Below are 22740 nucleotides of genomic sequence, written 5' to 3'. Positions count from 1 at the left end.
AAGTTCATGTCGCGGCGAAGACACTGCGAGGCTTACGAGCCGTCGACGACGGGGACAATTGTGTATAACCACATGAGGTAAAGCAGGTATTGAAATGTGCTTTGCGCATGGGCAAGGCAATCCTGGTCAGCGCAACGAAGCGTTCGGCTATGAGCACCAGGATAGCTATGAGGACGAGCGTGCGCTCTACGCCACGATGTACGCCATCATCAAGATCGCCAAACAGGCCAATTGGCACAGGAAGAAGGAGTCAGCATGAAAGAAGGATGGAAAACACGCGCTATTGGTCGGCATCTGGTTGATCTGCCTGCGGATGCCAGAACGATCGAAGGATACAAGTTCAACGACGTTCCAATAGAGCCGTTACCGGCCATCCGGACTCGAGAACGCTTCGATGAGATGGTTGCTGAACAAGAGCGATCCTTGCGTGGGGCCAGGCACGATACGCGGGGAAGCATGTTTATTGAACGCGTGGCTCATGCTAATGGTTCGCTAACACTGATTTCATGGACTGCGCCGTACTCAGAAAGTATGTACCGTTTTGATACCTACTTCCAATTGGGGTCAAGGTTTTTGAAGTACGCGGGAGATGTGTCGCCAGAGCTTCGGGAATCGGCGCTTAGAGTATGCCAGGAGCTATCGCAAGAATGGCGCGAAATTCCTTTGGGAGAGGCCCCGTCAGGGGTTGGCTACGTAGTCGACGACACAATCTTGTCCAACAAGAAGATGAACCTCGAAAGCTGGAGCATGCAAATCAAGCTGGCGGGCAGGCCTGATGTTTCCTTCAGAATCACGTCGTACGCCCAATACAGAGTAGAGCCCGGACTGCGCGACCGTGCTGGCGGCGTTCTGGCCGGATTGCTGAGAGCGGTCGCGGGGGTCAGTCAGTTGCGCAACCGTGCGCGTCCAGTGGGTCCTATCGAGGCCGATGAGATCCTGGTGGCGGGCACACAGGATGGCAAGCGAACCTATGGCTTCAAGTGGGAGGCGCCTGGCAAGACCCGTTCTCTGGGAGAGCCCAATCTGAATGTTTCCCTGCGGGTTGGCGAAAGCGCTTACCTCACCAACAAGGAATCCTTTGCCAGCGATGAAGAGGCGCTGGAAATCTGGGATGCCGTAGTGGACTCCATTCGCCTGCGTTCGGGGGCAGTATGAAGACGCTATCACGCCGCAGCGTAATCCGGGCACTTGCCGCCGCGCCGGTCACTATGCTGACCTGGCGCCCCTCTTTCGCGGCGCCACCCGCCCTGTCCGTCGAGGCAGCCATGCGCTACCTGTGCGAGGAAGTCTTTCCTTCGGTCCACCAGAGAGAGGCCGATCTGATCGGGGCACGGCATGACCGTTGATTTGAACACGACTATCCAAAGCGGTGGGAGGTCGTCGGCCTCTGGCTCCTCTTTTGACAGGAGCGAGACGCAGAATCGCGCCACGATTTACGCCATCGTCAAAGTCACCGGGCAAGCCACTTGGCACAACAAAGAATCGGCATGAAAGAAGGATGGAAAACGCGCGCTATTGGTCGGCACCTGGTCGATCTTCCTGCGGATGCCAGAACGATCGAGCAATATAAGTTCAACAAAGTTCCGATCGAGCCGTTATCGGACATCCGGACACGAGAGCGCTTCGATAAGATGGTTTCTGAGCAGGAACGTTCATTGCGTGCGTCCAAGCATAAAAATGGGGGAAGCATGTTTATTGAACGTGTGGCCCATGCTAATGGTTCGCTGACACTAATTTCATGGGCTGCTTCGTATTCAGAAAGCATTTACCGCTTTGATACTTACTTTCAATCGGGCTCAAGGTTTCTGAAGTACGCGGGGCATGTATCCCCAAGCCTTCGAGAATCGGCACTAAGTGAGTGCGATGAACTATCCCGAGAATGGCGCGAAATTCCATTGGGAGAGGCACCATCAGGCGTTGGCTATGTAGTCGACGACACAATCCTGGTCGATAGGGACATGAACTTGGAAAGCTGGCGCATGGCGATTCGGTTGGCCGGCAAGCCTGATGTATCGTTCGAGATCGCCTCGTATGCACAGGATAAAGTCAGTCCCAGCTTGCGCGAACGCGCAGGAGGAGCCTTAGCCGGTCTGTTAGGCAAAGTGGCAGGGCTTTCACGACTGCGCAATCGAGCGCGGCCGGTCGGGCCAATCGAGGCCGACGAAATCCTTCTGTCTGGCACCCAGGCCGGCAAGCGTGGCTACGGCTTCAAGTGGGAAGGGCCGGGCAAGGCCGGTTCTCTGGCCAAGCCCAATCTGAACGTCACGCTTGAGGTCAGGGAGAGCGCCTACACCACCAACAAGGAATCCTTTGCCAGCGATGAAGAGGCGCTGGAATTGTGGGATGCCGTGGTGGACTCCATTCGCCTGCGTCCGGGGTCGGTATGAAGAACCTATCACGCCGCAGCGTACTACAGGCACTTGCCGTCGCGCCGGTCGCTATCCTGACCCGGCGCCCCTCTTTCGCGGCGCCACCCGCCCTGTCCGTCAAGGCAGCCATGCGCTACCTGTGCGAGGAAGTCTTTCCTTCGGCTCACCAGAGAGAGGCCTATCTGATCGGGGCACGGCATGGCTGTTGATTTCTCGCTTCTGCCGAAAGAGGAACCAGAACCCGACGATCCGCCATCGCGACCGGTCTGGATGGCCTTTTTCGTCGTCACGGCCCTGGGAGTCGCATTGGCAATTGTTTTGCTCTGGCCGAGACAATTGTCGACCCACACGTGGAAATTCTGGGCCAGCCTTATCCTCTTTCCCGTAGGGATTCCTGCGTGGATAGTACTGCGCAGGTACAGCATTTGCGAAGGCCGCAGACTCGATGTTCTGATGCGCAATGAGGCGATCCGCAAGTACAACGAGCGCGTCCATGCCATAGCGGCACGCCCGCTCGCCATAGTCGGCACGGCCTTTCGTTTCTCGTCGGACCGAAAGGAAAATAATGCCACCGCTGTTCAGACCGGCGCCGTGAGGCTCGCCACTCAGGAGCCCATCGCCAGCGATGGCAATCCCATCAAGGCACGCTGGCTGACCGTACCTGGCGTGAAGCTTCGGCCTGGCGGAAAGGAGGCCGACGACGCCCGTCATCGCCAGCTGACACGGTGGTTGTATGAGCAGCTACTTGACGACCTCGCCAATCGCATCCGACTGATACCCTCGAGGATCAATCTTGGTGTTTGCCTGTGGGTGTCCGGGCGCCTGACTCGCCATGAATATATGGCGCTCTGGCAGGAATGCTGGCGGGAACGGCACCAGCGAAAGATGCGCATCCTGGAACAAACCGAGCCTGCCGGTCTTGCTACGCTCGACAACTGGCTCGATCGGGTTGCTAGCGGCAGCATGCTCGAAGCAAAGCTTATTGTCGCCATTCACTTGTATCCGTTACTGAGCGATACACCGCCCGTTGGCGCGGCAGAAGCTGGCGTTGCTCTCCTTCTCATGCCAGGCGAATTGGCGCGCCAGCATGCTGTGGTGCATGAGGCAACCGTGTCTCGCCCGGTACGGGGTCCGCTGGACCAGTCGAACGGTGCCTTGCCGCATGCCTTGGCATGGGGAGCAGTCACTGCAGCGGAGATTGCCGCCAGTTGGCAGACCGGGCTAGGTCCGGTGCAGACTGGTGTCTTGTGCGAGGCTGCAGTACGACTGGGGCTGAACACGCAGTCAACGGACCTTGACCAGACCGTTGGGCATGCAGCCACTGCTGCGCCGTGGCTTGCAATTGCCTGCGCCGCTGAGGCGCCGTCCGCTTCAATGCAAAGTCAAATTGTCTTTGCGGGCCTACCTGACGGCGCGGATGTTGCGGTTGTGCGGTGGGTAGAAAGAGATCCAGTCTAAGCGAACTGCATCAATTGAACCTGGAGATTTCCGGCAAGCTGCTCGGCGGGACGTACGGAAAACAAGGAGCGATCTATGGCACGACGTTACGACATCACGAAAGGGGATTTGACCACGGCCGGCGGCGTTGTCGCTGGAGGGGATGGGAGCGATCTTCTGGCTGGGCGAGAGCAGGCCTATGAAGGTGACCCCGTTTGGTGTCCGGTCTGCAAGACGATGGGCAGAATTGTTTGTACCGGGCCTCGCCTGTCGATGAAGGGGCCTGACGGGCGGGAAGCGGCGTTAAGCGATGACCTGTGTGTCTGCCGGTGTCACCCGAGCCCTCGCCTGGTCCCCACACAGCACACCTCCTATATGGACATTTGATTGACGGAGGTGGAATCCCATGCTTGCTGCTGCCGCAATTCATGCGAGACGCCGATTGCTATTTGAAGTCTAAGTGCCATGAAGAAGCTGCGGATAGATTTGCTTTCCCTCCTTGTGCTAGCCCTGATGATCGCTGGCGCTATCGTGATATGGGGGGACTGGCTTGGCATCAAGACTCCAGACGCACGGAGTCTCTGGCTATCCTTGCTGGCTATCGGCACCCTTGTTCTTGCGGTGATTTTTTCATTCGATCGCGTGGGCCGTTGGTGGGATGCGGCGCGCGCGCTGAGTATGTGGCTACGTCAGCGTGAGCCTGAGCTAGCTGGCACCACGCAGGCAAGCCTGCTAGCGCCCCCCGCTGCACAGCACTCACGCAATGACTTTGACACGCTACGTTTCGAGTTGCAACGTCGGCACGGCCTGCGCTGGCGGTACCGTCTGCCCTGGCTCCTGTTGATAGGCGACGACGACGCCATTGCCCGACTGGTGCCTGAAATCAATGAACAAGGTTGGCTGGTGACCGAGGATGCGGTCCTACTGTCGAGCAAGTGCAGCAATGACGGTCAGCCGGACGCTTCCTGGCTCAAGCAACTGTACAGGCTGCGGCGCCGTCGCCCAATCGAAGCGATTGTGCTAATGCAGGGAGAGCAGACAGTGCCACCCAGGGAGCACCATGGCCCAAGAGCCGTCGCGACCCGTCTGGCGCGGATCACTGAGGCTTTGCACTGGTCCGCCCCCATTTACTTGCTCGAAGTTGGACCGACCAGCTCACCATCCGTCTGGGATGCGCCAATCATTGCTTGCGAGGTGCCTCGGCAACCCAGCGCTACTGCAATAGAGGGAGCGCTGCAAGACCTGCGGGATCAACTATCGCACCGCAGTCTGACTCAACTGCCCCAGAATGCCGCAGAACGCTATCTGGGCAAACTTTCCCAACGGCTGGACAGTCGGGGCAAGGCGCTGGCTGATTGGTTGGCCGTTCTGGCAGGTGACGCACATCGCCGACTGCCTATCCATGGTATCGCCTTTGCCCCCTATCCTGCTCCGATCCAAGCCAATGAGCCTGCCAGCCGAGGCGCCGACTTGCCGCTCTGGCAATACCTGGGGCAAGCGGCACAACGTCAGCCTGGACGAGGGACTGGATGGCATCCGCTAACCCTCAGCGCTGGTCTGGCGCTGGTCGCCCTTGGCCTGTGGATCGCAGGCATGCTGGTATCGGGTCTGCAGAATGGGCGTGACATCCGTATGGCCCAACAAGCGGTGCGGGACATCCAGTCGGCCCCCAATGCCGCCGTGCAGCTGAAGGCCCTCGATACCCTGCAGCAGCAGATCCAACGCTATGAGTACCGCGTCCAGCACCACGCACCGCTGTCCACGCGCTTCGGCCTGAACCACGATGCCGATGTGCTGGCCGCCTTGTGGAAACCTTATGCCAAGGCCAGCCGCGACATCCTGGTCGCGCCTGCGGCTCAGGACCTGGAAGCCGCGCTGGTCGACCTGTCTCAACTGCAAGCCGGCGGAATCAGCGAGGAAGCCAGCAAGTGGGCGCTGGCGGGGCACAACACCCTGAAGGCTTATCTCATGCTCGCCCAACCCGAGCGCGCGGACGCTCCGTTCCTTGCGCAGCAGTTGGCGCAGCACTGGCCGACCGACGCGCGGATCACGCCCGGCGAGAAGCAGGACATGGCCGAGCGGCTGTTCAAGTTCTACGCCGAACACCTGAAGGCCAACCCGGCCTGGCGCATCGAGCCCCGCCCGGAGCTGATCGCGGGGGCGCGTCAGACGCTGGTGGAGGTAATCGGGGAACGCAACGCGCAGGACACGGTTTATCAGGGCATCCTCGACGGTGCCGGCAGCAAGTACCCCGACCAGACGCTGGCCTCGCTGACGGCCGGCACGGACCCGCGCGGGCAGCTGCGTGCTTCGGCCATCGTGCCCGGCGTCTTCACCCGCCAGGCCTATGAGGGCTACGTGGCGGCGGCCATCGAGGAAGCCGCCAAGCGCAAGCAGGTCGCCAGCGACTGGGTGCTGGCAGGCGGCAAGCCATCGCCGTTAGCGGCCGACAAAGGTTCCGGCAAGGATCTCCAGTCCGCCTTGACCGAGCAGTACTTTGCCGAATACGCCGAGCACTGGCAGCAGTTCATGAACAGCACGCAATGGGAGCCCGCGCCGACGCTGCCCGCCGCGGTCGACCAGCTCAAGCTGATGGCCGATGCCAGGCAGTCGCCGGTGATCGCGCTGATGAAGTCACTCGAGTACCAGGGCGGCGCCGGTGCCCGCAAGGATTCCCTGTCCGACACACTGGTGAACAAGGCCAGGGACTTGATCGGCAAGAAGACCGAGACGCCGGAAGTCGCCAGGACCGATCCGGCCGGTCCGCTCGGCGTGGCGTTCGGTCCGGTGCTGCGGCTGGTCGGCCAGGCCGGCCAGGGGCAACCGGGAGGCAATGGCGACCTGAGCCTGCAGCGCTTCCTGGACCGGGCCACGGCCCTGCGGTTGCGCCTGCAGCAGATCAGCAGCAGCGGCGATGGCGATGCCCAGGCGCGGCAGATGGCGCAGGCACTCTTCCAGGGCAAGGGCTCGGAGCTGGCCGAGACCCAGGCTTATGCGCAGTTGATCGCGGCCAGCCTGGGCACGCAGTGGGCGGGAATGGGCGAGACGCTGTTCGTGCGCCCCATTGCGCAAGCAACCCAGACGGTGTTGGTTCCGGCCCAGGCGAGCCTGAACGAGGCCTGGCGCGAGAGCATTGCCATGGCATGGGGCAGATCGTTTGCCGGACGCTATCCGTTTGCCGATACCGCCAATGACGCCTCGCTGCCGGAACTGGCGCGCTTCCTGCGGCCACAGAGCGGCTTGATCAGCGCCTTCCTGGCAACGAACCTTGCCGGCGTGCTCGAACTCCAGGGCGACCAATGGGTGCCGTCGGCAAACGGCGCACAGGCCTTGACCTTTGATCCGGCCTTCCTCCAGGCGATCAACAGCCTGCAGCGTATTGCCGCCCACCTGCTGGCGCAGGGTGAGCCTTCATACCGATTCGAACTCAGGCCGATTCCCACTCCTGGGCTGACTGACACGCTGCTGACCGTGGACAACCAGAAGCTGCACTACTTCAACCAGCGCGAGTCCTGGCAGTCCATGATCTGGCCGGCCAACAACCTGCAGGATCCTGGCACCTGCCTGCAATGGCAGACGGATAAGGCAGGCACCAGCAAGAACTATGAATTCATCGGACGCTGGGGTCTGGTGCGCATGCTCGAGCGTGCGCGCATCGTGCCGGTCGACAGCGCCACGTTCCAGCTGACCTGGCAGGCAAGCCCCGACACGAGGGAGCGGAAATCGACCAGAGGCGAGACTGCTTCCGAAGGAGATGCCTCCAACCTCGCCAATTCCGACAGCCCGAACGCCCGCGGTGCGAAGGCATCCGCGCCAGTCGAGATGACGTACCCGATCAGCTACCAACTGCGCACCGAAGTTGGCCAGGGTCCGCTGGAGTTGCTGGGGCTGCGCGGATTTGTGCTCCCCTCGCGGATCTTCACGGGCAAGGAACCGGCAACCCGCCTGGCGCCCGTTTCGCGCAAATAGAGGACCACCATGTTCAACCATCTCCTCAATGCGCTGTTTGGCTCGCGCGCGCCCACGGATCTTGCACGCTCCACGCAGGCGCGCTGGGAGCCATGGCTGCAGCCGATCCGCCCCGATGCCCCGGTTGGAGACGACCCCGGCTACGACGACGACTTTCTCGCCATCAAGGAAGAGGTCGCCAAGCTGTCGGACATCAACGAGACCTTGATCATCGAATCGGCGGAGCAGCTGCTCAAGGTCAGCGCCAAGGATGTTCGCCTGGCCGTCTACTACGTCTACGGACGCATGCGCCGTGATGGCGCCGAAGGGGTGGCCGCTGGCTTCGAGATGCTTTCCGCGCTGATCGACCGGTTTGGCGAACAGTTGCTGCCCACCCGCCCGGAAAGCCGCAAGGCCGCGCTCGAATGGCTGGCCGGCACGACCTTCGCAGACCGGCTTGAGCGCGTGCAAGGCCTCTCTGGCGCCCATCTGGAACGAACCCTCTCGGCGTTGGCGCTGATCCTCGAACATACCGCGCAGTGGCCGGAAGCCGCGCGCCCGGCGCTGGACGCCTTGTTCCGCCGATTCGAAGGCCGGGTCGAATCGCCAATGGCGGCTGATGGCGGCGAGCCTGGCGAGCCTCCGCGGCCACCCCAACCATCTGCTGCATTGGCAACCGGCGAAGTGGCGTCCACGCGGGATCTGCTGGACCGGGCCCGCCAAATGGCGCAGTTCCTTCGGGAACAGCCCGAGGGCTATCTCGCTGCCTACAGGCTGATGCGCTGTGTGCGCTGGGATACGCTGACCGAGGTTCCGCCGCACGAAGCCAGCGGCAAGACGCGCCTGGTGGCGCCTCGCGCCGAACTGCGTGCCCAGCTCAAACGCCTGGCACTGCAGAAGCAGTGGCCGGAGTTGCTAGACCGCGTGGAGCAGGCTTTCGCCGAGGGCGCCAATCATTTCTGGCTGGATCTGCAGTACTACGCGTTCACCGCGCAGGACCAGGCTGGCGGCCAGTACGCGCGCGTGCGCGACCTGCTGGCAACGGATTGCGCATTGATGCTGGAGCGCCTGCCCGGCGTGGATCAGCTCGCCTTTGCCGATGGCACGCCATTCGCGGATGACGCCACGCTGGAATGGATCGCCCGCCACGCCACCGTGCGCGACATCGAGCGTGGCGAGCCTGTGGTGCCGGTCTCGGTTGCCTCCGCCGGCAGCACCGACTGGGCGGAAACGGAGGCCCAGGCAGCAGACCTCGCCGCCCAGGAGAGCCTTGACGCCGCGTTCGCCTGGCTGCAAGGCCTGCCCGTGCCGGACGGCGAGCGCAGCCGCTTTGTTCGGCAACTGGTGATGGCGCGTGTCGCGGAGCGGGCCGACCGCGCCGACACGGCCCTGCACCTGCTGTCTGCCCTTGACCTGGCCGTCCAGCGCTATGAGCTGGCCGTCTGGGAGCCCTCCCTCGCCTTCGAGGCGAAGCAACACCTGGTGCGACTGCTGAAGGCCCGCATGACGCGCAAGGACGCCGACAAGCCCGCCATGGTGCAACGTATCGACACCCTGGTGGGAGAGTTGACCGCCATTGACCCGGCCCGAGCCGTCGCCATGGCCTGAAAGGCAAGCTAACTCCCAATTCCATGGATCATCCCACCCAAGACAACGAAATCCTGCGCTACTACGAGGCGGAGATGCGCTACCTGCGCGAGGCCGGCAAGGAGTTCGCCCAGGCCTTTCCCGACCGCGCGCGGATGCTCAACATCGACCGCATCGGCGAACGCGATCCCCACGTCGAACGCCTGTTCGAGGGCTTTGCCTTCCTGATGGGGCGGCTGCGCCACAAGCTCGACGACGAGTTGCCCGAACTGACGGAAGGACTCGTCAGCATGCTGTGGCCGCACTACCTGCGCATGATCCCGTCGCTGTCGGTCCTTGAGATGATTCCGAGCGCTGGCGTGCTGCAATGCCATGAGACGCTGCCAGCGGGGCTGGAGGCCGTTTCCGATCCGGTTGCACTGGGCGGCCAACATGGAGCTGACGGCAGCGTCGAGTGCGTGTACCGGACGACCCAGCCGGTCGATCTGTACCCACTGAGCCTGACCGACGCTGGCGCCTACGCGCGCGAGGACGGCCGTTCCGTCATTCGCCTGCGACTGGCGGTGCAGGCCCAGGCGCGTCGCGAACAGCTGGAGGTGCCACGCCTGCGGCTCTATCTTCATGCGGACCGCCCCGTAGCGTTGTCGCTCTATGCGGCGCTCACCGCGCAACCCCTGGCCATGCAGTTGCGCATTCCAGGCTACCCACCCGACCGGCCCGGCACGCCGCAGGCCATGGCTGGCCTGTGCCTGGAGCCGGTTGGGTTCGGTGCCGGCGAGCGGCTATGGCCCAAGCCCGACACCGCCTTTGGCGGCTACCAGCTATTGCTGGAGTACTTTGCGTTCCCCGAGAAGTTCATGTTCGTGGATCTGGTCGGGCTGGACATGGCGGCGATCCCGGCAGATGTCCAGCACTTCGATATCGAAGTCGTGCTCGCCAGGCCTGTTCCGGACGACATGCGTTTTTCGGCCGAGAACATCCGGCTTTTCTGCACGCCGATCATCAACCTGTTCGATCTGGAGGCTGACCCCATCACGGTCACGCAATATGAGACCGAGTATCGGGTTCGGGCCACGGAACACTATGGCCAGCACGTCGAGGCCTACTCGGTCGATACCGTGCGCGGATTCGAGGCGGCGACCGGCGAGCGCTTCGAGTACGCACCTTTTGCCGCCTTCCGGCACCGGGGCGGGATGCTGCGCCACGAAATGCCCGAGCGCTACTTCCACACCCGCGTGCGGCGGGGGCCCTCTGGACGCTTCGATACCTGGCTGGTGCTGGGCGGCCATGCCTGGGAGCATCAGGACACGCTGCCGCAAGAGACCCTGTCGCTGTCGGTCACCGGCACCAACGGCATGCTGCCGAGGAAAGGGCTGCGTGAGGCCGGCATTAGCCGCATGCGCGGCGGCTTCACCAATATCGGCACCGTGCGCAACCTGACGGCGCCGACTTTGCCGGTGTACCCACCCACCGGTGACCGTTTCCATTGGCGTGTCCTGTCACATCTGGCGCCAAATTACCTGTCCCTGCTCGACGCCGAGGTCCTGCGTGGCAGCCTGGCACTCTACGACTGGACCGACGGCGAACTGAACCGGCGCCGGATCGATGCCATTACCGATGTCCGTCACCGGCCCCTGCAGAAGCTGGTGAGGGGCGGCTTGCAGCGCGGCGTGGAAATCGAGGTAAGCCTGGACAGCATCCGCTTTGCCGGAGAGGGCGATGTCGAGTTGTTCGGCGAGGTGCTGAACCGCTTCCTGGCACTCTATGCCACCCTGAACCTGTATACCCGGCTGGTCATCGTCTCGCAGCCAAGCGGCAAGCGCCTGGAATGGCCCGATAGCAAGGGTGAGGGAGCCCCGTTTTGAGCCGGTCCGACACCGCCACCCAAGGCACCGGCAAGCTGCTGCCCGCCCTGCTTGCCGAGGCGCCGCGAATGAATGTCTTCCGGCTGTGCGAGCTGATCGAGCTGGCGGCACCGGAACGCGCGGCGCTAGGCACCACCGATTCGCCCGCGGACGAGCCGGTACGGTTCCGTTCGTCCGGGCAACTCGGGTTTCCGGGGCGGGAGATCGATCGCGTCGAGCGGGATGCAGATCAGCCAGGCTTGCCGCCGGTGCTTCGGACGACTTTCCTGGGGCTCTACGGCGTCGATGCGCGCATGCCGTCCTACTTTGTGGACGAGATTGCCCAGCGCCGCGACGGGGCCGAGCCGCTGGCCGCGTTCCTGGACCTGTTCCACCATCGGATCACAACGCAGTTTTACCGCGTGGGGCACAAGTACCGCTATCCGGTGGGCTTCCGCAACAGCGGCGAGGACAAGGTTTCGCGCTATCTGCTTAGCCTGCTGGGACTCGGCATCGGCCAGTCGCCGGTCGAACGATCGGTGCCGGTCCGCAAGCTCTTGTCGATGCTAGGGCTCGCCAGCCAGCGTACGCGTACCGCCGAAGGCCTTACGGGCGTGCTGCAGCATGCGGTACCGGATGCCACGATCACGGCCACGGAATTCCATCCTGTCTGGGTGCGTCTGGATACGCGTGAACGACAGCCACTCGGGGAAAACTGCGTGCTCGGACGCGGCTTCCATGACCGCACCAACACCGTGCGCGTGGTGATCACCCCGAGCCGGCGCGAATCGGTACTCGGTCTGATGCCTGGGCAACGCATCCACCAGGAAGTGATGGGCTTGCTGCGCTTCTACCTCGGCTATGTGGCGCATGCCCACCTGGAAATGCATGTGCGGCGTTCATTGATGCCGCCGCCAGCGTTGAATTCGAACGAAGTCAGCCTCGGCTTGACCTCGCAACTGAAGCAGGACGCGGGGGAATCCAGGGTGGATACCGATGATGCGATCACACGCGTGCAACTGGGCACCTGGACGGGCCACGCGGCGCCCAATGGAACACGGCAACACGCAAACGAAAACGAAAACGAAAACGCAGGAGGATCAAGACAATGAGGTGGCAGATGCGAAGCCGCGTCGCGGCGCTGGGCTTCACCCTTTTAGCCGGCTGCGGCATGGGTCAGGCCGTCAAGGACGGCACAGCGGCTGCGGCGAAGTGGGTGTTCACGACGCAAGTCAAGGCCATGAACATCGACCTGACCAGCCGGTCGTCGTTGAATACAAACGGCGCCGGGCGACCGTTGTCGACCGTGGTGCGGATCTATCAGCTGAAGACGCCGCAGGCATTCGAGCAATTCGGTTACGACCAGCTTCAGGCCAATGACCTCGAACTGCTGAAAGCCGACTTGCTTGCCACCAGGGATGTCGTGCTGAGGCCGGACGCCACAGCAAGCATCAGTGAGCCGATGAACGAAGACGCGCAGTACATCGGTGTCGTCGCGCTCTTCCGTGACTCTGGCAAGGACGCGGTGTGGAAACTGCTGATTCCGAGGAGCCAATGGAAGGCGACCGATCCCGTGAAGATTATCGCGAGTGACAACGTGCTCGAACTGGTCGGTGCGAAGCCCGAATCAGTCAAGCCGAAGGCACCACAGCAGAGTGTGCCGAAATCGGAGAACGCCGCGCAGCCGACGGCCCCGGCGAGGGGATAATGCGCAAAGCAAAATGCCGGCCCAACGAGCCGGCATTTCAACGCCAAAACCAGATCGAAAAGCTCAGTCCACCGTAGCGCCCGAGGCCTTCACAACCTTCGCCCACTTGGCCGTTTCCGACTTCATGAACGCGGCCAGCTGTGCCGGCTTTTCCGGGTTGGGTTCAGCACCCTGGTCTGCCATCTGCTTCTTCACTTCCGGCATGGCAAGGATCTTGACCACTTCCGCGTTCAGGCGATCGACGATCGGCTGCGGCGTGCCGCCCGTGGCGTACAGCGCGAACCACGAAGTCGCTTCATAGCCCGGCACGCCCGACTCGGCCACGGTCGGCACGTTCGGCAGCGCCGGCGAGCGCTTGGCCGAGGTCACCGCGAGCGCGCGCAGCTTGCCGGCCTTCACGTGCGGATACGACGACGGCATGTTGTCGAACATCAGGCCGATCTGGTTGCCCAGCAGGTCGTTCACCGCCGGGGCGCTGCCCTTGTACGGGATGTGCTGGATATGCAGGCCGGTCATCGAGTTGAACAACTCGCCCGACAGGTGCATCGACGAACCGCTGCCCGACGAGCCGTACGACAGCTTGTCCGGATTGGCCTTGACGTAGGCGATCAGTTCCTTGACGTTATTGACCGGCACCTTGGGATTCACCACCACCAGGTTCGGCACCATCGCCACGCGCGTGATCGGCGCGAAGTCCTTGACCGGGTCATACGGCAACTTGGAATACAGCGACTGGTTGATCGCGTGCGTGCCGATGGTGCCCATGAACAGCGTGTAGCCGTCGCCCGGCGCCTTGGCCGCCAGCGAAGCGCCGATATTGCCGCCCGCGCCCGGACGGTTGTCGATCACCACCGGCTGGCCGAGCGCCTTGCCCAGCTGCAGGCCGACGATGCGGGCCAGGATGTCGGTGGTGCCGCCGGCCGAGAACGGCACGATCAGCGTGATCGGCTTGGTCGGGTAGCCGCCTTGTGCGTGCGCGGCACCAGCGAAGCCGGCAAAGGTGGCGGCCAGCGCCACGCCGGCGGCAAGCAGGCGGCGGCGCGTGGTGGAGGTCTGGGAATCGTGTCTCATCGGTATTACTCCGGTAAAGCTGTCCCGACGGAGATTGTGGCCCGTGCAGGACGTTGTGCTGAAATGGCGTGATTGCCGTTCCCGAACGGATGCTGCGCACTCGCGCGCATCCGGTTGGCGGCCCGGCTCCGGGCCGCCATGCGTGACGCTTGGTTAACGTCTCTTCTTTTCGAATCTTTGAGTGCCGGGGCGCGCCTATACCGGCGCAACGCCCAGCGTGGTGCCGCCGCACACGTACATCACCTGGCCGGTGACGAAGCCGTTGTCCGGCGACAGGAAGAACAGCGCGGCGCGGGCGACGTCTTCCGGCGTGCCCATGCGCTTGACGGTGATGCTGGCGAGGATGCGTTTGGTCTGCTCGGCGCCTTCCGGGTTGCTCTTGCGGAACAGCTCGGTGGCGATCGGGCCCGGGGCCACGGCGTTGACGGTGATGCCGTCGCCGCCCAGTTCCATCGCAAGCGTGCGGGTCATGCCGATCAGGCCGGCCTTGGTGGCCGAGTAAACCACGCGCTCGGGCTTGCCCAGCGCGGCGCGCGAGGCCATGTTGACGATGCGGCCGAAGCCCGCGGCGCGCATCGCGGGCAGGCAGGCTTGCAGCAGCAGCAGCGGCGCTTGCAGGTGCAGGCCGGTCACGTAGTCCAGGTCGGCAACGGTGGCGCTGTCGGCGGTGCCGGGGCGGGTGGCGCCGGCATTGTTCACCAGGCGCGTGACGGCAAAGCGCGACGTGACCTGCTCCGCCGCGGCACGGGTCGCCGCGGCGTCGGTCAGGTCGGCCTGGACGAAGCTCATGTTGGGATGCGACCACGCCGGCGCGGCGTAGTCGACATTGACCACCTGGGTCACGCCATCGGCCAGCAGCATTTCACAGATGGCGCGGCCGATGCCGGAACTGCCGCCGGTGACGAGGGTGGCTACGGGGAGGGACATCTTTGACTCACTTTCAAACGACTGCGGTCTTGCTCCCTCTCCCGCTTGCGGGAGAGGGTTGGGGTGAAGGCGGGCGTTTGCAGGAACGACTGCACGGCAATCCGTGCTGACGCCTGCCAACGCATTCTTGCAGCGCGTCGCGATTGCAAGCGCCTGCCCTCACCCCCGGCCCCTCTCCCGCTCGCGGGAGAGGGGAGCAAACAAGCGGTAGAGCTACCTAGCTGCGCTTAAACGCACTCGATCACCATGGCAATACCCTGGCCCACGCCGATGCACATCGTGCACAGCGCGAAGCGGCCGCCGGTGCGGTACAGCTGGTACATCGCGGTGGTGACCAGGCGGGCGCCGCTCATGCCCAGCGGGTGGCCCAGCGCGATCGCGCCGCCGTTGGGGTTGACGCGCTTGTCGTCGTCGGCCACGCCCAGTTCGCGCAGCACGGCCAGGCCTTGCGCGGCAAACGCTTCATTCAGCTCGATCACGTCGATCTGGTCCAGCGTCATGCCCAGTTGCTTGAGCAGCTTCTGCGTGGCCGGTGCCGGGCCGATGCCCATCACGCGCGGCGCCACGCCGGCGGTGGCCATGCCGACGATGCGCGCACGCGGGGTCAGGCCGTGTTGCTTGATGCCGGCTTCGCTCGCCAGCAGCAGCGCGCAGGCGCCGTCGTTCACGCCCGAGGCGTTGCCGGCGGTCACGGTGCCGTCAGGACGGACCACGCCGCGCAGCTTGGCCAGCGCTTCCATGCTGGTGGCGCGCGGGTGCTCGTCGCGCTCGACCACGATCGGGTCGCCCTTCTTCTGGGCGATGGTGACCGCGGTGATTTCCTGCGCCAGCGTGCCGTCGGCCTGCGCGCGCGAAGCCTTCTCCTGGCTGCGCAGCGCCATCAGGTCCTGGTCTTCGCGGCTGATCTTGTAGTCGGTGGCAACGTTCTCGGCGGTCTCGGGCATCGAGTCCACGCCATACGCCGCGCGCATGGCCGGGTTGATGAAGCGCCAGCCGATGGTGGTGTCGAAGATCTGCGCATCGCGCGAGAAAGCGCTGGTGGCCTTGCCCATCACGAACGGGGCGCGGCTCATGCTTTCCACGCCGCCGGCGATCATCAGTTGCGCTTCACCCGCCTTGATGGCGCGCGCGGCGGTGCCGGTGGCGTCCATGCCGGAGCCGCACAGGCGGTTGATGGTGGCGCCCGGCACGTCCTGCGGCAGGCCCGCCAGCAGCGACGACATGCGCGCCACGTTGCGGTTGTCTTCGCCGGCCTGGTTGGCGTTGCCGTAGATCACGTCGTCGATGGCCTTCCAGTCGACGTTGGGATTGCGGGCCATCAGCGCCTTCAGCGGCACCGCGCCAAGGTCGTCCGGGCGCACCGCGGACAGGCTGCCGCCGTAGCGGCCGATGGGCGTGCGGATGGCGTCGCAGATAAAGGCTTCGGTCATGGTGTGTCTCTCTCTTTGTGATGGATATCGATGCCGGCGCTCAGGCCTGCTTCAGGGGCACGCCGGTCAGGCGCTGCAGTTCTTCAAAGCCCAGGCCCTCTACCAGGTCGCGCGCGACCAGGCCGTCGGGGGTCACGTCGAGCGTGGCAAGGTCAGTGTAGATGCGCGTCACGCAACCGATGCCGGTGAGCGGATAAGTGCACTGCGGCACGATCTTGCTCTCGCCCTGCTTGGTCTGGTGCTCCATCATCACGAACACCTGCTTGGCGCCGATCGCCAGGTCCATCGCGCCGCCCACCGCGGGGATGGCGCCGGGTGCGCCGGTGTGCCAGTTGGCCAGGTCGCCCTTTTCCGACACCTGGAACGCGCCCAGCACACAGAAGTCGAGATGGCCGCCGCGCATCATCGCGAACGAATCGGCGTGGTGGAAGTACGAGCCGCCCGGCTTGATCGTCACCGGCTGCTTGCCGGCGTTGATCAGGTCGCCGTCTTCTTCACCGGCAGCGGGCGCGGGGCCCATGCCGAGCAGGCCGTTCTCGCTGTGCAGCAGGATTTCCTTGTCTGCGGGCAGGTGGTTGCCGACGAGCGTCGGCAGGCCGATGCCGAGGTTGACCACGGCACCTTCTGGAATGTCTTTGGCCACGCGGGCGGCCATCTGATCGCGGGTCAGGCGTTGCATGCTGTTTCTCCTGTTGCCGCGCTCAGGCGACCTTGACGACGCGCTTGACGAAGAGGCCCGGCGTCACGATGTGTTCGGGATTCATCTCGCCCAGCTCCACCACCTTGCTGACCTGCACAATGGCGCACTTGGCGGCCATGGCCATGATCGGGCCGAAGTTGCGCGCGGTCTTGCGGTAGGTGAGGTTGCCCCAGCGGTCGGCGGTCTCGGCCTTGATCAGCGCGAAGTCGGCGTGGATCGGCGCTTCGAACACGTAGCCCTGGCCATCGATGATGCGGGTTTCCTTGCCCTCGGCCAGCGGCGTGCCGTAGGCGGTGCGGGTAAAGAAGCCGCCGATGCCGGCACCGGCAGCGCGGATGCGCTCGGCCAGGTTGCCCTGCGGCACCAGTTCCAGTTCGATCTCGCCAGCGTGGTACAGCGAGTCGAACACGTACGAGTCCGACTGGCGCGGGAACGAGCAGATGATCTTGCGCACGCGCCTGGCCTTCAGCAGCGCGGCCAGGCCGGTGTCGCCGTTGCCGGCGTTGTTGTTGACGATGGTCAGGTCGCGCGCGCCTTGCTCGATCAGCGCGTCGATCAGTTCCGCGGGCATGCCTGCGAGGCCAAAGCCGCCAATGAGGATGGTGGCGCCGTCGTGGATGCCGGCCACCGCCGCTTCCACCGTGTCGTATAGCTTGTTGATCACTTGCGTTCCAGGTCGGAAGATCCGCAGGCTACCGGAGCGGGCCGCAAGGCGCGGCGCATGAAAGACTGTCTCCAGATGCCCGCCGGAAGGATGTTCGTTTGCGGCCGGGCGGCGTTGGTGCCGCCTGTGCCGCCCGTTGAACGGTCCAGCAGTCTGCGTGGTGTTGTTGGAACTGTGCGGTCTGGCACAGCCGCGATCCGAAATGCGGCCGGGGCTGGCCGGGCTATGTTCGCCATTCGAACTTGAATTCGCAGAATGAACAGATTACACCTGTGCGCGGGCGACGGTCAACTCGTCGGCCGGCCAGGCAAACAGACATTGGGCGATCACCGCGCGGGGTGACGGCGGCGCCCCGTGTAGGACAGAACCGACAGGGGAATCGGTTCGCTGTCGATGTTGCGCCGGGGTCGCGGCGGCTATCTTGGAATCAGAAGAAGGCAGCGCCCGCACAGCAGCCCCCGGACCACCCGGCTCAGGCGCGCTGCCCCGCATCTGACAAGAAAGAGGAGTCCGCCATGGCCACCGCCACCGTCCCGAATGCATCCACGCGACATGCCGCAGCCCTTGCGCGCATCCTGCAGGTTACGCAGCAGGCGTGGGGATTGGGCCAGGAAAACAACGAAAGCATCGCCTCCGCCACAACTCGCGGCGCTTCCGGGCAACGCGCGCCCAGGCTGTCGCGCCGCGCGCGGCTGGCGCAGGCCGCCGCGCGCGCGTTCGAGGCGCAGATCATGGCGATCCGCTGCCGGCAGGTGTTCGTCGGCTGACCGGCATGCTGGCCGATCCGGCCGGCGAGTACCCTCAGGCCGCTCTCAGGTTGCAGCCGCCACGCCGCTCAGCGTGGCGCGGCTGCCGCCCACCCCCGGCCGCACTTCCAGACGCACGTCGATGCGCTCGCGCAACTCGGCCACGTGCGAAATGATCCCCACCAAGCGGCCGGCTTGCTGCAGGTCGAGCAGCGTACGGATGGCAAAGTCCAGGCTTTCCGGATCCAGCGTGCCGAACCCTTCGTCGACGAACAGCGTATCGAGCTGGATGCCGCCGGCGCGCGACTGCACCACGTCGGCCAGGCCCAGCGCGAGCGACAGCGACGCCAGGAACCCCTCGCCGCCTGACAGCGTATTGGCCGGGCGCGGCGCTCCGGTGTCGTGGTCGAACACTTCGATATCCAGCCCGCCCGCGCTGCGCTGGTCGGCCTGCTCGCGCACGCGCTGCAGCACATAGCGGCCCCGGCTCATTGCCAGCAGCCGCGCCGACGCGGCTTCCAGCACCTCGTCGAGCAGCGTTGCCAGCACGAAGCGCTGGAAGGTCATGCGGCGCGGGTTGTTGCCGTTGGCGACCTCGGCCAGGCGGCCCAGCACCGCATAGCGGGCTTCGATATCGCGGCCCTGCGCGTCGAGCTGCTGCAGGCGCAGCTGGCATTGCTGCAGCGTGTCGCGCGAGCGGCCGCGATCCGCCTGTTGCCGGACCAGGGCTTCCACCGCGTCGGCGGCGGCCTGCCGGGTGGCACGCAGCCCGTCCAGGTCCGGCACGCCGAGTCCTTGCGCGGCGACCTCGGCGCGTTCGCGCAGCCTGGCAGCCGCAACCAGTTCCGCATCGAAGGCGCGCAGCGCCTGGTCGATGCGTGCCATGTCGGCATCGGGCAGGCTGGCCACGGCATGCGCCGCTGCATCGGCGAAACCCTCCCGCCCCAACGCTTGCGCCAGAGCGTCTTCCGCTTCGGCGAGGCGCGCGGCGGCTTGTGCCTGGACCTGCCTGGCCGAGCCGAGCGCGGCCTGCGCGGCGGCGGCATCGGCTGCGGCCTGCCGTTCAGCCGCCTGCGCAGTGGCGAGTGCGCGCTCCAGCGCGGCGGCCTCGGCCTGCGCCTGGCGCAGGGCTTCGGCCAGCACCACCGGATCGCGCGAATCCTCGGGGACTTGCGCGCAGGCAACCTGCCATTCGGCCTGGCACTGCGCCAGCGCCTGCGAAGCCGCTTCCGCCGCGGTGGCGGCGTCGCGGCTGGCGAGTTCAGCGGCCTCTCGCGCTGTGCGGCTGGCGGCGACGGTTGCCTCGCACTGGCCGACGCTGGCCGCTGCCTGCTGGCCTGCCGCCAGAGCGGCTTCCAGCGTGGCAATGTCTGCCTTCAGCTGACGCGCGGCTTCGTCCGAGACGTCGCCCAGCGACTGCGCGAGTTCGTCGGCACGCTCGTGCGCCTGCGTGGTCGCGGCCTGCGCGGCCTGTACCGCGCCAGCGCAACGCACCGCCTGCGACTCGGCCTCGAGCATGGCGCTGCGCGCCTGTTCCAGCACCTCATCGGACAGCGGCGTGTCGACCTGCTGCGCCGGGGTGGGATGCGAACTGCTGCCGCACACCGGACACGCCTCGCCGGTGGCGAGCGACGCGGCCAGCCGGGCCGCCTGGCCCGCGCGCCATGCGGCTTCGGCTTCGGCCAGCGCGGCACGGCGGCGTTCGCGCATGCGCGCGGCCAGTTGCTGCGCGGCGTCGGCGTCGGCTGCCTGGCCGGCGGCGTTGGCAAGCGCCTGCGTCGCCTGGGCGTGGCGGCTGAACTGCCGCGACTTCTCCTGCAGCGCCGCGAGCTGCAATTGCGTGCCCCGCAACTGCGCGGCAGCAAGCCGCGCCTGCCCGAGCGCGGTCTCTGCCGCCGCGGCATCGGCCTGGCTCGCGGCCAGCCTCGCCGCGGCACGCTCGCGCGCCTCGGCGGTGGCGGCCTGCTTCTGCCGTGCCGACTGGAAAGCCTCGTTCAGGGTGCCGAGCTGGCGCGCGCGCGGCAACATGGCATCCAGCTCCGTGCAACGCCGCTGTGCGGCCGAGCGCAGCTCGGCACGGGCAGTCTCGGCTTGCAGCGCGGCAGCGGTTTGCACGGCTTGCTGCGCGGCACGTGCCGCCGCCGCTTCGGTTTGCGCAAACGCTGTCCCGGCCGCCGCATGGTCCCGCTGCGCGAGCTGCCACTGCTGCAACGCCGGGTTGACGCGCGCCGCCCGCTGCGCGGCCTGCAGCCGCGCGCGTTCGGCCTCCATCGCGGGCTGCTGTACCAGCAACGCAGCGTGCGCGGCTTCGGCCTGCTGGCGCTCCTGCAACCGCGCCGCCACCTGTTCCCCCGCGCCCAGCGCCGCCTGCGCAGCGGCCAGCGCCTGGCGTGCGCCCTGCTCCTGCGCCTGCAGCGCATGCATTTCCGCCTGCAGCGCGGCGATGCCGTCCGCGAGCGCCTGCGCGCTCTCCATGCCGGCCTGCCGCAGCGCTTCGTCGCGCTGGATGCCGATGCGTTCGGCATCGCGGCGGATGCCCGCCGCCTGGGTCTTCAGCAGTTCCTCCACCCGGCGATAGACCTCGGTGCGGAACAACCGCTCCAGGATCGCCTGCCGCGCCTGCGAGCTGGCGGTCAGCAGTTCGCGGAAGCGCCCTTGCGGCAGCACGATGACCTGCCGGAACTGCGCGCTGTCGAAGCCGAGCAGCTCGCGGATGGCATCGCTGACCTTGCCCGGCTGGCCAGCCTTGCTGGCCCAGCCGTTGCCGTCATGCTGGTCGAGCTGCGCCCTGGCGGGCTCCGTCAGCCAGCCCTCGCCGCGTTGCTTCGGCCGCTCCTGCGCGGGCGAGCGCACCACGCGCCAGCGCTGCGCGCCCAGGCTGAATTCCAGCGTGACTTCAGTGCGCAGCCCCGGCGCGGCATTGGCGCTGCGCATGGCCTGCGCGCTGCGCTCGCCGCCGGAGGTATCGCCATACAGCGCGAAGCAGATCGCATCGAGCAGCGTGGTCTTGCCGGCGCCGGTGGGGCCGTGGATCAGGAAGAAGGCCTGCTCGCCGAGCCGCGTGAAATCGACCTGCTCGGTCGCGGCAAATGGCCCGAAGGCCTGCAGGGTCAGTTGCAGCGGTCTCATGCCGACTCCCGCTCCGCCGCCGCCATGCCGGCCAGCACCTGGTCCAGCACTTCGCGGTGGCCCGGCTCGAGCTCGGCATCGGCCACCTCGCGGAAAAAGCTGGCAAACAGCTCGCCGGTGCCAAGCTGGCGCAGCTGGCGGCCCGCTTCCGAGGCCGTGCCGCTGCGCGCCAGCACCGTGCGCTCGATCGCCAGCGCATTGGGGTAGACCTGGCGCAGCCTGGCCATGGGATCGAGCAGCGCGCCGGCATCGGTCAGGCGCGCGTGGATATAGTCGTCGCGCCGCGGGTCATCGGCGCCGGCGGCAAGCAGCGCGGCCAGTTCGCCTTCCACCACGCGCACGTCGCGCAGCGGCTGCAGCGGCACCGGCGTGATCGACACGGTGCCGTCGGCAGCCAGTTCGATGCGCGACACCGACTTGTCGTGCGCGCATTCGGACAGCGAGTACTTGAGCAGCGAACCGGCGTAATGGATGCGGCCGCCGCCCAGCGTCTGCGGCCGGTGCAGGTGGCCCAGCGCCACCAGGTCGATACCGGCGAACAGGTCCGCCGCCACGGCGCCGCTGCCGCCGACCGACAGCGGCCGCTCCGATTCGCTGGCCGCGCCGCCGACCACGAAGGCATGGCCCACCACCACCGCGCGCACGCCCGGCGGATGGACCGCGCGGATCGCATCGAGCTGCGCGCGCAGCGCGGCTTCGTGCGAGGGCAGCTCGGCGCCCATGGCGTCGCGCACGACCGCCGGCTCGGCATAGGGCAGCGCGTAGAGGCGCACTTCGCCGTGCGCGTCGTGCAGCGTCACGCTGGCGGCCTCGGCCAGCGTGCGGCCGGCCACGTGCAGGCCCTGCGCGCGCATCAGGCGCGCGCCGAATTCCAGCCGCTGCGCGCTGTCATGGTTGCCGGCGATCATCACCACGGGCACGCCGGCATCGACGACGATGCGGCCCAGCACGTCGTCGAGCAGCGCCACGGCCTCGGGCGGGGGCACGGCGCGGTCATAGACGTCGCCGGCGATCAGCACGGCGTCGGGTCGTTCGGCTCTGACCAGCTCAACGAACTGGCCGAGGATATGGGCCTGGTCTTCCAGCAGGCTGCGGGCATGGAAGAGCCGGCCGAGATGCCAGTCGGCGGTGTGCAGGAAACGCAATCTGGATTCCGTTGGAAAGGTGGATGCGGCGCGCG

Annotated in this window: 18 protein-coding genes; 11 read left to right on the top strand and 7 right to left on the bottom strand. The window is 65.7% G+C overall.

Annotated features, from left to right (window positions below; translation table 11 throughout):
- Positions 1–94: 94 nt before the first annotated feature.
- The 10 genes from J8I34_RS28440 to tssJ all read left to right on the top strand — a co-directional run bounded on the left by J8I34_RS28440 (position 95) and on the right by tssJ (position 12893).
- A complete protein-coding gene (locus J8I34_RS28440) occupies positions 95–259 on the top strand; it encodes a hypothetical protein (RefSeq protein ID WP_209807574.1) in 165 nt (54 codons plus the stop codon).
- Positions 256–1155 (top strand): T6SS immunity protein Tli4 family protein, encoded by a 900-nt coding sequence (locus tag J8I34_RS28435; protein ID WP_209807573.1) that lies wholly within the window; start codon positions 256–258, stop codon positions 1153–1155. The genes J8I34_RS28440 and J8I34_RS28435 overlap by 4 nt, the downstream gene beginning before the upstream one ends.
- A gap of 332 nt (positions 1156–1487) precedes the next feature.
- The gene (locus J8I34_RS28430; RefSeq protein WP_209807572.1) at positions 1488–2387 is read left to right on the top strand and encodes a T6SS immunity protein Tli4 family protein; all 900 of its coding nucleotides are present in this window, start codon (positions 1488–1490) and stop codon (positions 2385–2387) included.
- Between the two features lie 180 nt (positions 2388–2567).
- Positions 2568–3827 carry a KPHS_23130 family T6SS system protein gene (locus J8I34_RS28425; protein ID WP_209807571.1) on the top strand — a complete coding sequence of 420 codons (1260 nt, stop codon included), beginning with the start codon at positions 2568–2570 and terminating at the stop codon, positions 3825–3827.
- 75 nt (positions 3828–3902) lie between these two features.
- Positions 3903–4193 (top strand): PAAR domain-containing protein, encoded by a 291-nt coding sequence (locus tag J8I34_RS28420; protein ID WP_209807570.1) that lies wholly within the window; start codon positions 3903–3905, stop codon positions 4191–4193.
- Positions 4194–4271: 78 nt separating this feature from the next.
- Positions 4272–7775, top strand: coding sequence for an ImcF-related family protein (locus J8I34_RS28415; RefSeq protein WP_209807569.1), 3504 nt, complete (start codon positions 4272–4274; stop codon positions 7773–7775).
- A gap of 9 nt (positions 7776–7784) precedes the next feature.
- Positions 7785–9362, top strand: coding sequence for a type VI secretion system protein TssA (gene tssA, locus J8I34_RS28410; RefSeq protein ID WP_209807568.1), 1578 nt, complete (start codon positions 7785–7787; stop codon positions 9360–9362).
- Between the two features lie 23 nt (positions 9363–9385).
- Entirely contained in the window at positions 9386–11206 is a 1821-nt protein-coding gene (tssF, locus tag J8I34_RS28405) for a type VI secretion system baseplate subunit TssF (protein WP_209807567.1), read from the top strand.
- A 68-nt stretch (positions 11207–11274) separates the two neighbouring features.
- Positions 11275–12297: a type VI secretion system baseplate subunit TssG gene (tssG, locus tag J8I34_RS28400; protein ID WP_209807575.1), complete on the top strand. Its 1023-nt coding sequence runs from the start codon at positions 11275–11277 to the stop codon at positions 12295–12297.
- Positions 12294–12893, top strand: a complete 600-nt coding sequence (gene tssJ, locus J8I34_RS28395) for a type VI secretion system lipoprotein TssJ (protein ID WP_209807566.1) — start codon at positions 12294–12296, stop codon at positions 12891–12893. Before tssG ends, tssJ begins: the two co-directional genes overlap by 4 nt.
- A gap of 63 nt (positions 12894–12956) precedes the next feature.
- Here tssJ and J8I34_RS28390 read toward each other — a convergent pair whose 3' ends face one another.
- The 5 genes from J8I34_RS28390 to J8I34_RS28370 all read right to left on the bottom strand — a co-directional run bounded on the left by J8I34_RS28390 (position 12957) and on the right by J8I34_RS28370 (position 17685).
- Positions 12957–13964, bottom strand: coding sequence for a Bug family tripartite tricarboxylate transporter substrate binding protein (locus J8I34_RS28390; protein WP_209773431.1), 1008 nt, complete (start codon positions 13962–13964; stop codon positions 12957–12959).
- A 195-nt stretch (positions 13965–14159) separates the two neighbouring features.
- Entirely contained in the window at positions 14160–14891 is a 732-nt protein-coding gene (locus J8I34_RS28385) for an SDR family NAD(P)-dependent oxidoreductase (protein WP_209807565.1), read from the bottom strand.
- A 227-nt stretch (positions 14892–15118) separates the two neighbouring features.
- Positions 15119–16321 (bottom strand): 3-oxoadipyl-CoA thiolase, encoded by a 1203-nt coding sequence (gene pcaF / locus J8I34_RS28380; protein ID WP_209807564.1) that lies wholly within the window; start codon positions 16319–16321, stop codon positions 15119–15121.
- A 40-nt stretch (positions 16322–16361) separates the two neighbouring features.
- Positions 16362–17000, bottom strand: coding sequence for a 3-oxoacid CoA-transferase subunit B (locus tag J8I34_RS28375; protein ID WP_029048434.1), 639 nt, complete (start codon positions 16998–17000; stop codon positions 16362–16364).
- 22 nt (positions 17001–17022) lie between these two features.
- Complete coding sequence (locus J8I34_RS28370) at positions 17023–17685, bottom strand: 3-oxoacid CoA-transferase subunit A (RefSeq protein ID WP_209807563.1); 663 nt, start codon at positions 17683–17685, stop codon at positions 17023–17025.
- A 515-nt stretch (positions 17686–18200) separates the two neighbouring features.
- On the opposite strand from J8I34_RS28370, the gene J8I34_RS28365 reads away from it, so the two are divergent.
- The gene (locus tag J8I34_RS28365; RefSeq protein ID WP_029048436.1) at positions 18201–18452 is read left to right on the top strand and encodes a hypothetical protein; all 252 of its coding nucleotides are present in this window, start codon (positions 18201–18203) and stop codon (positions 18450–18452) included.
- Between the two features lie 45 nt (positions 18453–18497).
- On the opposite strand, the gene J8I34_RS28360 is transcribed toward J8I34_RS28365, so the two are convergent.
- Complete coding sequence (locus J8I34_RS28360) at positions 18498–21560, bottom strand: AAA family ATPase (protein WP_209807562.1); 3063 nt, start codon at positions 21558–21560, stop codon at positions 18498–18500.
- Complete coding sequence (locus tag J8I34_RS28355) at positions 21557–22705, bottom strand: exonuclease SbcCD subunit D (RefSeq protein ID WP_209807561.1); 1149 nt, start codon at positions 22703–22705, stop codon at positions 21557–21559. The genes J8I34_RS28360 and J8I34_RS28355 overlap by 4 nt, the downstream gene beginning before the upstream one ends.
- Positions 22706–22740 lie beyond the last annotated feature (35 nt).

This window comes from Cupriavidus phytohabitans (assembly GCF_017815025.1).
Lineage (GTDB): Bacteria > Pseudomonadota > Gammaproteobacteria > Burkholderiales > Burkholderiaceae > Cupriavidus.
The sequence above is the reverse complement of the archived record's forward strand: the minus strand, read 5'-3'. Positions and strand labels throughout refer to the sequence as shown.